The sequence below is a fragment of the Micromonospora sp. LA-10 genome, assembly GCF_051853095.1.
Taxonomy (GTDB): domain Bacteria; phylum Actinomycetota; class Actinomycetes; order Mycobacteriales; family Micromonosporaceae; genus Micromonospora; species Micromonospora echinospora_A.
Genome location: NZ_CP195710.1, coordinates 87556 through 101207 on the forward strand (window position 1 = coordinate 87556; position 13652 = coordinate 101207).

The 13652-nt window shown below is 74.7% G+C and carries 10 protein-coding genes; 6 read left to right on the forward strand and 4 right to left on the reverse strand.

Going from position 1 to position 13652, the window contains the following annotated elements:
• Positions 1 to 8: 8 nt before the first annotated feature.
• The 4 genes from ACSDG8_RS00400 to ACSDG8_RS00415 are packed head-to-tail and all read left to right on the forward strand — an operon-like array spanning position 9 to position 3014.
• Positions 9 to 1010 (forward strand): hypothetical protein, encoded by a 1002-nt coding sequence (locus ACSDG8_RS00400; protein WP_073828530.1) that lies wholly within the window; start codon positions 9 to 11, stop codon positions 1008 to 1010.
• The gene (locus ACSDG8_RS00405) at positions 1007 to 1660 is read left to right on the forward strand and encodes a hypothetical protein (RefSeq protein WP_210894643.1); all 654 of its coding nucleotides are present in this window, start codon (positions 1007 to 1009) and stop codon (positions 1658 to 1660) included. The genes ACSDG8_RS00400 and ACSDG8_RS00405 overlap by 4 nt, the downstream gene beginning before the upstream one ends.
• Before the next feature lie 15 nt (positions 1661 to 1675).
• Positions 1676 to 2578, forward strand: a complete 903-nt coding sequence (locus tag ACSDG8_RS00410) for an inositol monophosphatase family protein (RefSeq protein ID WP_439427503.1) — start codon at positions 1676 to 1678, stop codon at positions 2576 to 2578.
• 25 nt (positions 2579 to 2603) lie between these two features.
• The gene (locus tag ACSDG8_RS00415; RefSeq protein WP_210894639.1) at positions 2604 to 3014 is read left to right on the forward strand and encodes a VOC family protein; all 411 of its coding nucleotides are present in this window, start codon (positions 2604 to 2606) and stop codon (positions 3012 to 3014) included.
• A gap of 5 nt (positions 3015 to 3019) precedes the next feature.
• On the opposite strand, the gene ACSDG8_RS00420 is transcribed toward ACSDG8_RS00415, so the two are convergent.
• Positions 3020 to 3796 carry an SDR family oxidoreductase gene (locus ACSDG8_RS00420; RefSeq protein WP_210894636.1) on the reverse strand — a complete coding sequence of 259 codons (777 nt, stop codon included), beginning with the start codon at positions 3794 to 3796 and terminating at the stop codon, positions 3020 to 3022.
• Positions 3797 to 3935: 139 nt separating this feature from the next.
• Between ACSDG8_RS00420 and sigJ the strand changes: the two genes are divergently transcribed.
• Complete coding sequence (gene sigJ, locus ACSDG8_RS00425; protein ID WP_210894822.1) at positions 3936 to 4802, forward strand: RNA polymerase sigma factor SigJ; 867 nt, start codon at positions 3936 to 3938, stop codon at positions 4800 to 4802.
• Positions 4803 to 4885: 83 nt separating this feature from the next.
• On the opposite strand, the gene ACSDG8_RS00430 is transcribed toward sigJ, so the two are convergent.
• The 3 genes from ACSDG8_RS00430 to ACSDG8_RS00440 are packed head-to-tail and all read right to left on the reverse strand — an operon-like array spanning position 4886 to position 7407.
• Complete coding sequence (locus tag ACSDG8_RS00430; protein WP_210894634.1) at positions 4886 to 5785, reverse strand: GNAT family N-acetyltransferase; 900 nt, start codon at positions 5783 to 5785, stop codon at positions 4886 to 4888.
• Positions 5786 to 5840: 55 nt separating this feature from the next.
• The gene (locus tag ACSDG8_RS00435) at positions 5841 to 6164 is read right to left on the reverse strand and encodes a nuclear transport factor 2 family protein (protein WP_210894632.1); all 324 of its coding nucleotides are present in this window, start codon (positions 6162 to 6164) and stop codon (positions 5841 to 5843) included.
• 10 nt (positions 6165 to 6174) lie between these two features.
• A complete protein-coding gene (locus tag ACSDG8_RS00440) occupies positions 6175 to 7407 on the reverse strand; it encodes an SLC13 family permease (protein ID WP_210894629.1) in 1233 nt (410 codons plus the stop codon).
• Between the two features lie 108 nt (positions 7408 to 7515).
• Between ACSDG8_RS00440 and ACSDG8_RS00445 the strand changes: the two genes are divergently transcribed.
• Positions 7516 to 13296 (forward strand): TIR domain-containing protein, encoded by a 5781-nt coding sequence (locus tag ACSDG8_RS00445; protein ID WP_210894627.1) that lies wholly within the window; start codon positions 7516 to 7518, stop codon positions 13294 to 13296.
• Positions 13297 to 13652 lie beyond the last annotated feature (356 nt).

Sequence of the window (13652 nt, forward strand, 5' to 3'; positions counted from 1 at the left end):
GGGATGTCATGACGCGCCTGCTCGCCTGGGTCGTGACCAATCTCGACGCGTTCATCGGCCTGGTGCTGGCGCTCACGGTGTCCGTGCTCGGCCTGACAAACGCGGTCGACCAGGAGGTCGTCAACAGCGCGATCCTGCTGGTCCTGGGTCTGCTCGCACAGGCGATGCTGCGCGACCGGCTGCGCCGGCGCACCACCGAGCGGGAGGTCCGCCAGGTCATCTCGGACACCCGCGACCGGCTGACCGACCTGGTGCCGCAGATGCAGGAGATCACCGGCCCGGAAGGCGCGCTGAACCGGGCCCGCGAGGCCATCGACAGCGTGTCCATGGTGCGGGTCCTGCACGGCAGCGAGGTCGGGCAGGCGCTCGCCGACGCGCGGCGGCACACCGACCAGTGGAGCTTCAAGGGCGGCACCGGCACCTTCCTGCGCGCGGTCACGCTGCCGGACTGCCTGGAACACGCCCGGCGGCGCAACGCCACGCTCACCGTCGCGATCGAGATCATCGACCCGACCGACGAGGAGGTCTGCGAGCGGTACGCGCGGTTCCGGCGCAGCCTCGACCCGGACGCGCCGGGCGAGCCGTGGACCGTCGACCGCACCCGCAAGGAGTCGTACGCGACGGTGCTGGCCGCCTGCTGGCACCTGCAACGCTCCGGCCTGCTCACCGTCGACGTCCGGCTCTCCGCGCAGATGACCACGTTCCGCTACGACCTCTCCTCCTCCTGCGTCGTCATCACCCAGGAGAATCCGCAGACGCCCGCGCTGCGCATCGACCGCGGCGAGGTCTACTACAACCGCTTCAACATCGAGCTGGACTACAGCCGGCGGCAGAGCCGGCGCGTGCCGATCGAGGCCGCGGCCCAGGTCAAGCTCGACGACGAGCCGTCGGTCGAGCAGGTACGGCGGTTGTTCGCCGCGCTCGGCCTGACGCTGCCCCGGTCCTTCGGCGACCGCGAGGTGGCCGACATCATCGGCAAAGCCGTCCAGGCGAGGAATCCGTACTCATGACCAGTTACGCCGACCTCGAACGGGAGATCGACCGGGGCACCCGGCCGGAGCTCCTCCGCGGCTGGGTGCTGGACGTGCTCGACGACGTCGCCGAGGGGCGGCGGTCGCTGCGCGCGGTCCGGCACCCGCTCGGCTTCACCTGCCTGCCGGTCGAACGCGACGGCCCCGACGGCGTCTGCGTGCACGCCTGGCCCGCCGACCCGCCGCCGGTGCGCCCGACCACCTCCACCATGCACTCGCACAGCTGGGACCTGCTCAGCCACGTGCTGCACGGCACCGTCCGCAACGAGCTGATCGAGGTCGACGACGCGGCCGCCGACCCGTCCTGGCGGGTCTACGAGGTGCGCAGCCTCGGCGAGGTGGACGAGATGGCCGCCACCGACCGGCTGGTCACCGCGATGACCGCCACTGTGGAGACGCACTCGGCCGGCGACTCGTACGCGTTGCGCGCCGGCGGCTTCCACACCTCGGAGGTCGACGCCGGCGAGCCGGCGGTGACAGTGGCGCTCGGCCGGACCACTCCCGGCGCGTGCGACCTGAGCCTCGGCGCGGTGGACGGGCGCAGCCACCGGGTACGCCGGGACCGATGCGACGCGGCGGAGACCGCGCGGATGGCGCGGGCGATCGCGCGACTGGTGGCACGGGGCTGACTGGCTGGAGGAGCCATGGACGTGGAGCCGAGCAGAGGCGGGCCCGACCTGCGCGAGGCGCACCGGTTCGCGGTGGAGGCCGCCCAGGCGGCGGGCCGGCTGCTGCGCCGGGGCACCCGGGGGGACGTGCACGCCCGCGCCAAGAACGACAGCGGCGACCTGGTCACCGACCTCGACCTGGCCGCCGAGCGGCTGATCGTCGACCGGATCCGAGCCCGCTGGCCGGAGCACGGCGTGATCGCCGAGGAAGGCGGCGAGTACGCACCGGACACCGCCTTCGCGTGGCTGGTCGACCCGCTCGACGGCACCAACAACGTGGCGATCGGGCTGCCCGCGTACGTGGTCGGGATCGCCCTGTGTGACAACGGCTCGCCGGTGCTCGGCGTGGTCCACGACCCGGTCACCGGCCGTACCTGGTCGGCGGTGCGGGGCCGGGGCGCGTTCGTGCACACCTCCGGCGCGGCCGGGCGGCCGCTGCGCCCCGCCCACCGCCCGGTGCCGGCCGCGCCGGTGCTGGCCTGGACCCAGGGGCACGAGGTACGCCGGGACGACAGCACCGCCCGGGCGCTGAAGGTGGTGCTCGACACGACCGCCCGCCGGGTGCTGCAACTGTGGGCACCGCTGCTGTCCTGGGTGATGCTGGCCCGCGGCGACATCGACGGCATCGTCGGCTACCGGCCCGAGGCGGTCGACCTGCCCGCCGGGATGCTGCTCGCCGTCGAGGCCGGCATGGCGATACGCGCGCTCGACGGCGGCACGTTCGACGACAGGTACGGCTGCCCGGCGGACCGGCGCAGTTTCGTGGCCGGGCCGCCGGAGACCATCGACCGGCTGGTCAAGCTCGTCACCGCGGCACAGTGGATCGAGCCGCAGGTGCGCCGCCTCACCCCGGTCAGCCTCGGCTCGGTCGGCTGGTGAGGCGCGATCCGCTAGCCTCGGCCGGATGGCCGCCAGACAGCTCAAGCTCGGGCTCCGGGTCCGCGACCTGGACCGCTCCCACCGGCTCTACCGGCTACTCGGCTTCAAGGAGATCCCGAACGCCGAGCAGACGAACCTGCGCTACCTGACCTTCGGCCACACCTGGCTGATCCTGTCCGACCTGCACCGCCACGGCCACCACAACGCGCAGCGGGAACGCGACGTCAAGGCCGGGCCGCCCGGGCTCGGTGTCGTACTCACCGTGCCCACGACGGACCTGGACGCCACGTACGCGCTGTGGCGCGACGAGGGGCTGCCGATCACGCTGGAGCCCGAGGACGTGGGCTGGGCGCGGATCTTCTACGGGCTCGACCCGGACGGCTACGAGGTCATGTTCGAGCAGTTCCACCCGCCGACGCGCGCCGCCGACGCCTGACCCGGTCAGGCGACCGGCCGCGCCGACGTCCGGTCGGCCAGGAAGTCCGCCCAGGTCCGCACGCTCCTCGCGGCGCCCGGCCGGGCCAGGTTCGCGCCCTGACGGTACGCCCGCCCGGCCCGCCCGGGGATGCGGACCGGCAGCCGCGCCCGGCGCTTCCCGGTGGCCGCCAGATAGCCGGTCAGCAGCTCACCGATGCCGTACGTGTGCGGCCCGGCCAGGTCCGGCACCAGCCCGGCGGGCGCGCCCAGCGTCAACTCGGCCAGCCGCGCCGCCACCTCGGCGGCGTCGACCGGCTCCAACCGCAGCCCGCCCGGCACCGGCGCCACCGGCAGCCGCGTCAGCGCCGCCAGCATGGACAGCACCAGATCGTGGACCTGCGCGGCGCGCAGCACCGTCCACGGAATGCCGGAGCCGGTCACCGCGCGTTCGGCGTCGAGCTTGGACCGCATCCAGGCCAGCGGCACCCGGTCGGCGCCGGTCACCGAGATGTGCGCCAGGTGCGTCACGCCGGCCCGGCGCGCGGCCCGGACCAGGTGGGCGGCGGCACGGTCGTCGCCCTTCGCACCGCCGGCCAGGTGCAGCACCGTGGACACCCCGCGCAGGGCGGCGTCGAGGTCCGCGCCGCTGAGCAGGTCGGCGGTCACATGGGTGACGCCATCGGCGGACCGCCCGCCACGCCGGCTGAGCACCCGCACCGGGTGCCCGGCGGCGCGCAGCAGCGGTACGACGTGCCGGCCGATCGTGCCGGTGCCGCCGGTGACCAGGATCTGTGGGTTCATCGTCTCGCCTTCCGTCGCCTGTGCTGCCACGTCGACCCGCTGCGGCCCGCCGACGTGACAGATGTGACAGCGGTCACCTCCGGTCACATCCGCGGGCCGTGGCGGGTCGGGACGACGTGCGGGAGAGGAGGCTCAGGTGATGGACAGCGGGCTGCCGGAACGGTTCGAGCGGGAGCGGCCCCGGCTGCGCGCGGTGGCGTACCGGCTGCTCGGCTCGCTCACCGACGCCGAGGACGCCGTGCAGGAAACCTGGCTGCGGCTGGCCCGCACCGACCCGGCCGGCGTGGACAACCTGGACGCCTGGCTCACCACTGTGGTCGCCCGGGTCAGCCTCAACACGCTGCGGTCCCGCGCCGCCCGCCGGGAGGACCCCCTCGACGTACGCCTGCCCGACCCGGTGGTGGACACCGGCGCCGACGACCCGGCCCAAGCCGCGGTGCTCGCCGACTCGGTCGGGCTGGCGCTGTTGGTGGTGCTGGACACGCTGACCCCGGCCGAGCGGCTCGCGTTCGTGCTGCACGACATGTTCGGCGTGCCGTTCGACGAGATCGGCCCGCTCGTCGACCGCTCACCGGCGGCGGCCCGGCAGCTCGCCAGCCGGGCCCGACGCCGGGTACGCGGACAGGCGCCCACCCCCGACCCCGACCTGACCCGGCAGCGGGCGGTTGTGGACGCCTTCCTCGCCGCCGCCCGCGACGGCGACCTCGACGCGCTGATCGCGGTGCTGCACCCGGACGTGGTGCTGCGTTCCGACGCCGGCGGCGCCCGCGCCCGGCACACGGTCGTGCTCACCGGCGCGACGACGGTGGCGGCGCAGGCCACCACGTTCGGCCGGCTGTTCCCGCACGCCCGGCCGGTGCTCGTCAACGGCGCCGCCGGGGTGCTGGTGAGCGCCGAGGGCCGCCCGCTGTCGGTGATGGCGTTCACCGTCAGCGGCGGACGCGTCGCCGCCGTGGACGTGATCGCCGACCCGCGCCGGCTCGCCGCGCTCGGCCTCACCGGCTGACCGATGCTCGGTCTCGCCGGCTGACCGCGCTCGATCACGCCGGCTGACCCGGAGCCGCGTCAGCCGGCCAGCACCAGGTCGGCTCAGTCGGGCAGCACCAGGTTGGCCATGTCGACCACCGGCCGGAAACCCAGCCCGGCGTAGAGCCGGTTCGACACCGGGTTGGCCTGGTCGGTGAACAGGCACACCCGCGCGCCCTCGGCGGTGAGCAGCCGGGACACCTCGGCGACCGCGTTGCCGGCCCAGCCGCGTCCGCGCTGCTCGGGCGGCGTGTAGACCGGACCGACGCGGGCCACGCCGAACGACGGCGGGTTGGCCGCGGTCAGGTGCACCGGGACGCCCGACCCGTCGGTCCAGAACCAGACCCGCCCGTCCCGGATGCGGCGCAGCAACTCGGCGCGGTCGGGCGTCTCGTGCGCGCTGGTGCCGGGCGGGCGGCCCGCCTGCTCGTCGGCGTCGGACATGAACGCGCCGAACCACGCGGCCACCAGGTCGACCTCGTCCGGCCCGGCGGCCCGCAGCGCGCCGGGCACCGGAGCCGGTGGCGCCAGATGGTCCAGCACGTGCAGCCGGGTGTGCTGGGCGACCTCGACCCGGCCGCCGTCGAGGCGTACGACCTCGTCGGCGCAGGCGCGCGCGGCGGGCAGCGCGCCGTTGACCGCGCGGACCCGTTCGCCGCGCCGGTGCCACGCCCGCGCCAGCGCCACGGCGGCCTCCGGCGGCATCGGCAGCAGGAACGGCGGTCGCGGCGGGAACGGCGCGGTACGCATCGCGGCACCCACCACCGCCCCGGAGCCGTCGCGCACCACCAGCCACCAGTCGTCCTCGGGCAGCGCCACGCCCTCGGCGCGGCGGGCCGCCATCCGGCGCGTGACGCTGGCGACGACGGTGTTGATCACCGGGTCGGCGGCCAGGTACGCCTCGGCGGCGGCGAGGAACTCGTCCGGGTCGGTGCAGAAGTGCAGGGTGGGCTCGGCGGTCATGCGGGCACGGTAGTCAGTGCCCACGCCGGGCCGTAGCGGTTTTCCCGCCCCCGGCTCAGGGGGCGATGCGCAGCCGGCGGATGTGGGTGTCGTCGTACTCCTCGAACCGGAACCGCAGCCCCGCGAACGGGCTGCCGGGGAAGTCGCCGCTGATCGTCGCCGTCACCACAGTCCCGGCCGGCGTCTGCTCGACGTCGGTGATCTCGTACGACACCAGCGGCGTGCCGCTGCGCCAGGCGCGGATCTCCTCGATCCCGCGGTGGGTGCGGCCCTCGTCCTCGACCACCGCGTCGTCGGCGAACAGCGCGAGGTAGGGCTCCTTGTCGGCCTGGCCGGCGAGCGCGAAGTAGCGGCGGACGATCTCGGGCGGGTTGCTCATGGGCGCGATGCTAGGCGCCGGGACCGACAAGAAGCGCCGTGACGGTGGCGGTGGTGGCCAGCACGGCCAGCGCGGCGCTGGTGGCCACGAACCGGCCCAGCGGCACGGCCACCCCGGCAGCGCGGCACCGCTCGTACCAGATCAGTGTCGCCAGCGACGCCCACGGCGTGGCCAGCGGACCCACGTTCGTGCCGATCAGCAGCGCCAGCAACTGGGTGTGCCGGTCGGCCGCGATCACCGCCTCGCCGGCCAGGTACGCGGGCAGGTTGTTCACCACGTTGCTGAACAGCGCGCCGACCGCGCCCGCCCGCAGCGCGCCCTCCGCGCCCGGGTCGGTGCCGATGAGCGTGCCCATCACGGTGTCCAGGCCGTACCGGCCGATGGTCTGCACCACCAGGAACAGCCCGGTCACGAACACCAGCAGCCGCCACGGCACCAGCGCGAGCCGCAGCCGGTGCCGGGCCCGCACCGCGAAGCCGACGACCAGGATCGCGGCGGCCACCCCGGAGGCGATGCCGATCTCCACCCCGGCCAGGATCCCGGCGACGAACAGCAGGCAGGCGGCGAGCGCGGTGCGGTAGAGCACCCGGTCCGGCGGCACGTACGGCGGCGGCGGGTCGAACGGGTCGGCCCCGGCGCGCGCCGGACGCCAGTACCACCACCACAGCAGCAGCGCGGTCACCGCGACGGCGACGAGCTGCGGCCACCACATCCGGGCCGCCCAGGGCACCGGGTCCAGGTCGACCCGGTCGCTGGCCAGGATGTTCGTCAGGTTGGACACCGGCAGCAGCAGGCTGGCCGTGTTCGCCAGCCACACGGTGGTCATCGCCAGCGGCGTCGGCGGCACGTTCAGCGCCCGGGCCAGCGCGATCATCACCGGCGTGAGCAGCACCGCGGTGGTGTCCAGGTTGAGCGCGATAGTGGTCACCGAGGCGAAGCCGACGCAGAGCCAGAACAGGGCCCAGAAGCTGCCCCGCGCGGTCACCGCGACCCGGGTCGCGAGCGCGTCGAACACCCCGGCCACAGCGGTCAGCTCGGCCAGCACCACCACCGTGCCGAGGAAGATCAGGATGGGGATGATCCGGCGCATCGTGCCTTCGGCGTCGGCGCGGGGCAGCAGCCCGGTGAGCACGCACACCAGCCCGACCGCGGCCAGCCCGATCGCGATCCAGTCCAGCACGTGCAGACGGCCCCAGCGGGATCGGTCGGGCACGGCGTTCGGCGGATCGCCGGGGGTCTCCACGAGTGACGATCCTCGCACACGCCCGCGCGGGCGCAGGAGCCCGACGCGGTCGCGATCCGGGCTGCCGAGGGTGTCGATCTGTTGACCGTCGGTGGCCATAATGACCATGTGGCTGTAGGCGCGCACCCCACCCGGTCCGACCGCCCCATCGACTTCTTCATCAGTTACTCCCCGGCCGACGAACGCTGGGCGACGTGGCTGGCGTGGGAGTTCGAGGCGGCCGGTTACCGCACGCTGCTGCAGGCGTGGGACTTCGTGGCCGGCACCAACTTCATCGACTTCATGGACCGTGGCGTCCGTGAGGCCGAGGTGGTGGTGGCGGTGCTGTCCGAACGCTACCTGCACTCCACCTACGGCAAGCTGGAGTGGCAGGCCGCGCTGCGCGCCGACCCCGACGGCACCGGCAACAAGCTCGTCACGGTACGCGTCGAGGACTGCCCGATCGACGGGCTGCTCGCCACCATCACCTATGTGGACCTGGTCGGTGTGGACGACCCGGCGCAGGCCCGCAACCGGGTGCTCGACCGGATCCGGGAGGCGCTCGACGGCCGGGCCAAACCGATGCGGCAGCCGGCGTTCCCGCACCACCCGGCCGACCCGCACGGGGTGCTCGCCGCGCCGGCCGCCGGAGCGCCCGCGCCCCGCCGCGCCCGGCGTACCCCGATCAACCCGCCGCCGTTCCCGCCGGCCGCCGTGGCGCCACCGACCGCCCGGGACACCGTCACCGTGCTCCAGGTCGCCGGGCCGCGCTTCGGCCGGGGCGTGATCACCCCCGGCGCGCCGGTCACCCCCGGCGAGGTGCAGGAACACCTGATGGGCGACCTCACGCTGCTGATGAACGACGGGGTGCCCCGGCCGGACCTGCTCGTCGTCGCCGGCAACCTGACCGAGTCGGGCAGCCCGCGCGAGTTCTCCGACGCGCTGAGCTTCCTCACCGGCCTGCGGGTGCTGCTCGGGCTGGAGCCGCACCGCCTCGTCGTGGTGCCCGGTCCGCGGGACGTGACGATGGCGGCCTGCCGCGCGTACTTCGCGACCTGCGAGGCCGACGACGTCGACCCGCAGCCGCCGTACTGGCCGAAGTGGCGGCACTACGCGCGCCTGTTCGACGACCTCTACCAGGGCCTCGACGACCGGATCTTCGACAGCGAGCAGCCCTGGACGCTGTTCCCGGTGCCGGACCTGCGGGTGGTGGTGGCCGGACTGAACTCCACAATCGCCATCACCCACCGCGAGGAGGACCGGTACGGCTTCCTCGGCGAGGCGCAGTCCAGCTGGTTCGCCCAGCGGCTGCGCCACTACCAGCAGTCCGGCTGGCTGCGGCTGGGCGCGATGGCGCACGCGCCCGGGGCGCGCAGCCCGTACGCCGACGAGGTGCCGCCGGACCCGGTGTCGCTGCGCGACCGCGGCGCGGTCAACCGGCTGGTCGGCCCGATGCTCAACCTGCTGCTCTCCGACGCCGCGCCGTCGGCGCGGGTGGACCCGGTGGTGCCGCTGGCCGCCGCCCCCCGCGACGGCCGGGCGCAGGTGCTGCGGCTCGGCGGTGACGGCATGACCCGCTGGGTGCTCGGCCGCGACGACCGCCTCGACTCCGGGGCGGTGACGGCGGTGAACTGGCCGCACGCCGAGGCCACCTTCGGCGCGGCCGGCCCGGCCCAGGTGCCCGACCCGCGCCGCCCGGTCGCCGCCGAGGGGCCCACCCAGGGCGGGGCCGCCGGGAGCGCCGCCGCGCCGGTCGCCCCGGTGCAGCGTCTGCTGGACCGGCTCGCCGAGGTCTGCGAGGCCCGCTACGACCGGGTGGTGGTGCGCCGCGTCGACACCGACCCGCCGCACCTGTACATCAGCTACCGCTCCGACGGTGTGGTCCGTCAGCAGCGCGTCGGCGCGCACGTGGGCACCCCCACCGCCGCCGACGTGGACGTCTTCGCCCGCCGGGTGCACGCCACCGACCCGGACATCGCCTCCGAGCTGGTCTACGACGGTGACCGGGTGCCGCGCGGGCTGGCCGAGGAGGCGCAGCGCCGGGGCGTCCGCGTGCTGCACCTGACCGAGTTCCAGGGCCTGCTCGACCTGCGCGAGTACGTCGCCGCGCAGACCGCCCGCCTGCAGGCCGACCGGCTCTACCCGCCCGGGCAGTACGTGCCGCAGCGCTACCGCCACCTCGTCGGCGCCGACCAGCGCGTACGCGACGACGTGGTGGACGAGCTGCTGGAGACCGTCTCCGCGCCGGACGGCCGGTTCGTGCTGGTGCTCGGCGACTTCGGCCGCGGCAAGACGTTCGCGCTGCGCGAGGTGGCCCGGCGGCTGCCCACCGCCGCGCCCGACCTGATCCCGATCCTGGTCGAGCTGCGCGCGCTGGACAAGGCGCACTCCGTCGACGGCCTGGTCGCCGCGCACCTGGCCAACCACGGCGAGCAGGTCATCGACCTCAAGGCGTTCCGCTACATGCTGCGCCAGGGCCGCATCGTGCTGCTCTTCGACGGCTTCGACGAGCTGGTCGCCCGGGTCACCTACGACCGGGCCGCCGACCACCTGGAGACGCTGCTCCAGGCCGCCGAGGGCAACGCGAAGATCGTGGTGAGCAGCCGGACCCAGCACTTCAAGACCAACTCCCAGGTGCTGACCGCGCTCGGCGAGCGGGTCGGCCTGCTGCCGCACCGGCGCGTGCTCGCCGTGGAGGACTTCACCCCCGGTCAGATCGAGGCGTTCCTGCGCAACCGGTACGGCGGCGACGAGCGGGCCGCCCGCGAACGGATGGACCTGCTCGCCGGCGTGAAGGACCTGCTCGGGCTCTCCCGCAACCCGCGCATGCTCGGCTTCATCGCCAACCTCGACGAGGGACGGCTCGCCGCCGTCGCCGGCGCGGGCGGCACGTTCAGCGCCGCCGCGCTCTACCGGGAGATCCTGGAGTCCTGGCTGGACTTCGAGGAACGCCGCACCCAGGGCATCCCCGGCGCGCCGGTCAGCCTGCGCCGGCCCGAGCTGTGGCAGGCGGTGAGCCGGCTGGCGTTCCAGCTGTGGGAGGGCGGCGAGGCGTACCTGCGGCTGGCCGAGCTGGCCGAGTCCACCGGCCAGCTCGCCGGGCGGGCCGACTCGCGGCTGTCCGGCCCGCAGGCGGCGCACGCCGTCGGCGCCGGCAGCCTGCTCGTCCGCACCGACGACGGGCTGTTCGGGTTCATCCACACCTCCGTCATGGAATGGCTCGTCGCCGAGGGCGTCGCCGAGCAGCTCAACCGCGGCGAGGAGCCGGCCGCGCTGGCGGTGCGGTCGCTGTCCGCGCTCGCCGTGGAGTTCCTCGGCGACCTCGCCGACCCGGCCCGCTGCACCGCCTGGACCGCGCGGGTGCTCGGCGACGAGTCGGCGGGGGAGACGCTGCGCGCCAACGCGCTGCGGCTGTCCGCCCGGTTGCGCCTGCCCGACCGGGCCGACCTGCGCGGCGCGGTGCTGCGCGGCGAGGACCTGTCGCACCGCGAACTCGCCGGGGCCGACCTGACCGGCGCCGACCTCACCGACGCGCGGCTGGTCGCCACCAACCTGACCGAGGCGCGGCTGGAACACGCCCGGCTGCGCGGCGCCCGCCTGGATCAGGCCCGCCTCGCCGGGGCGGACCTGCGCGACGCGGAGCTGGCCGGGGCGCGGCTGTTCCGTACCGACCTGCGCGGCGCGCGCGTGGCCGGCAGCAGCTGGCACCGCACCGCGCTCATCGACGTCAGCGCCGACGCGGCGTTGCTGCGCGCCCCGGAGCTGCGTGGCGCCGTCGTCGCGCCGGGCCGTCCGGTCGCGCCCGGCCTGGCCCCGCCCGCCGTCGGCGTCGGCTACGGCTTCGAGGTGGGCCGGCTGCCGGTGCCGGTGGCGTACAGCCCGGACGGCGCGGTGCTTGCCGTCGGCAGCGACGACGGCGGCGTGCTGCTCTGCGACACCGCCACCGGGCTGCCGGTACGCACGCTCCAGGGACACCGGTCCCGGGTGTACGCGGTCCGCTACGACGCCGCCTCCCACCAGCTCGTCACCGGCGCGGCCGACCTCACCGTACGGCTGTGGGACGCCGACCACGGCGACGTGCGGCACGTCATCGAGGACGTCTTCGCCGGCTGGGTCTGGCCGCTGCTCACCGACGGCCGCCGGGGCCGGCTGGTGGTCGGCGACGCGGCCGGCGTGGTCCGGCTGTACGACACCCGCACCGCCCGGCTGCGCCACGAGTGGCCCGGCCACGCCGCGCCGATCTGGGGCACCTCGTTCAGCCCCGACGGCCGGAGGGTCGTGGTGGCCGACAGCGCCGGCACGGTACGCGGCTGGGACATCCCCACCGGCCGGCTCGCCTTCGAGGTGCGCGAGCCGGAAGTCGTCTACCGGGTGGCGCACACACCGGACGGGCGGCTCCTCGCCGCGGTCGGGCAGCACGGCCGGGTCTGGATCCGCCGGGCCGCCGACGGCGAGCTGCTGCGCTCGCCGCGCGGCCACGAAGCCGACGTGTACGCCCTCGACATCCACCCCGACGGCACGCTGATGGCCACCGGCGACACGCACGGCGCGCTGCGGCTGTGGGAGACCGAGACGGGCCGGCCGGTCCGGGTGCTCGGGCGGCAGCGGGGCGCCATCTACAGCGTCCGGTTCAACGGCGACGGCAGCCTGCTCGCCACCGCCGCCAGCGACGGCGCGATCCAGCTCTGGGACACCGACGACGGGCAGGTCCGGCACGAGCTGACCCGGCACCGCGGCTCGGTGTGGCCGGTGGTCTGGCGGCCCGACCAGAACCAGGTGGCCACCAGCAGCAACGACGGCACCACCCGGCTGTGGGACGTACGCTCCGGACAGCTCCAGCACACGCTGCGCGGACACGGCCGCCGGGTCACCGCGCTGTCCTTCCGCGACGACGGTGAGGTGCTCGCCGCCTGCGGCAACGACGGCGTGATCCGGCTCTGGGAGCCGCGTACCGGCCGCCTGCTGCGGCAGCTCGCCAGCCCCGCCGACCGGCTGCTGTCGGTGGTGTTCTGCCCCGAGGAGTCGCTCGTCGCCTCACCCAGCGGCGACGGCGGCGTGCACCTGTGGAACACCGACACCGGCGCCGACGAGCGGGAACTCAACGTGGACACCGACCACGTCTGGGCGGTCGCGTTCAGCCCCGACGGCGACGCGCTGGCCACGGCGAACGACGACGACACGGTACGCCTGTGGTACCGCCGCACCGGCCGGCACTTCGCCACGCTCACCCCGCACCGCGGGCGGGTCCGCACCGTCGCGTTCAGCCCGGACGGCGAGACCATCGCCACCGGCTGCGACGACCAGACGGTACGGCTCTGGGACGCCGCCACCGCCACCTGCCGGATGACGCTGGAACACCACACCGACCGGGTCTACTCGGTCGGCTTCAACAGCGAGGGCACGCTGCTCGCCAGCGCCGGCAACGACGGCACCGCGGTGATCTGGGACGTGCACACCGGCGAGCCGCGTGTCGTGCTCACCGAACACGACGGCCGCCTCTGGTCGTGCGCGTTCAGCCCCGACGGCAACCTGCTCGCCACCGCCGGGGACGACCTGGTGATCCGGCTGTGGGACCCGGTCACCGGCCGGCTGCACGGCACGCTGGCCGCGCACACCCGGCGGGTCTGGTCGGTGCACTTCAGCCCGGACAGCAGCCTGCTCGCCAGCGCCGGTGACGACGGCACGGTACGGCTGTGGGACGTGGCCGACCCGGAGCACGCCCAGTTGCGGACCACGCTGATCGGGCTGCCGGACGGGTGGGCGGCGGTGAGTCCGGACGGCCGGTACAAGCTGGACGGTGACCCGGGCGGCCAGTTCTGGCACGTCATCGGCACATGCCGCTTCGAGGTCGGCGAGCTGGACCCGTACCTGACTCAGGTCCGCCGCCTACCCGTAGACGCCCCCTTCTGACCCCGCCGGCGAATCTCCCCGTTGATCAAGGAGTTTGTGTCCCGATCCGCGTCCGATCCGGACACAAACTCCTTGATCATCGTCGTGGGTCACCGGGAGGCGGCTAGTCCGGGCGGGCCGCCGTTCCCGCCTCCGGAGGGGTGTGCCGGTCCACTGTGGCGTCTCGTCCTGAGGCAGCCCGTAGATCTTGGTAGGAAACGGCCCCTATGGGGGCACTTTCGTACCAAGATCTACCCGGCTCCCGGGATGCGGACGCCGCATCCCGGGAGCCGGAACGCGCATGGCTGATGTGGGTTGCCGGACAAGCCGCCCTGCTGGGGCGGGCGGCCGGATGTGGAGGTGGCCCGGGGCGTGGC

Bases quoted from the DNA above. Each gene is read 5' to 3' on its own strand.
- ACSDG8_RS00400 (WP_073828530.1), top strand. From the start codon at position 9: ATGACGCGCCTGCTCGCCTGGGTCGTGACCAATCTCGACGCGTTCATC.
- ACSDG8_RS00410 (WP_439427503.1), top strand. From the start codon at position 1,676: ATGGACGTGGAGCCGAGCAGAGGCGGGCCCGACCTGCGCGAGGCGCAC.
- sigJ (WP_210894822.1), top strand. From the start codon at position 3,936: ATGGACAGCGGGCTGCCGGAACGGTTCGAGCGGGAGCGGCCCCGGCTG.
- ACSDG8_RS00405 (WP_210894643.1), top strand. From the start codon at position 1,007: ATGACCAGTTACGCCGACCTCGAACGGGAGATCGACCGGGGCACCCGG.
- ACSDG8_RS00435 (WP_210894632.1), bottom strand. From the start codon at position 6,164: ATGAGCAACCCGCCCGAGATCGTCCGCCGCTACTTCGCGCTCGCCGGC.
- ACSDG8_RS00430 (WP_210894634.1), bottom strand. From the start codon at position 5,785: ATGACCGCCGAGCCCACCCTGCACTTCTGCACCGACCCGGACGAGTTC.
- ACSDG8_RS00420 (WP_210894636.1), bottom strand. From the start codon at position 3,796: ATGAACCCACAGATCCTGGTCACCGGCGGCACCGGCACGATCGGCCGG.
- ACSDG8_RS00415 (WP_210894639.1), top strand. From the start codon at position 2,604: ATGGCCGCCAGACAGCTCAAGCTCGGGCTCCGGGTCCGCGACCTGGAC.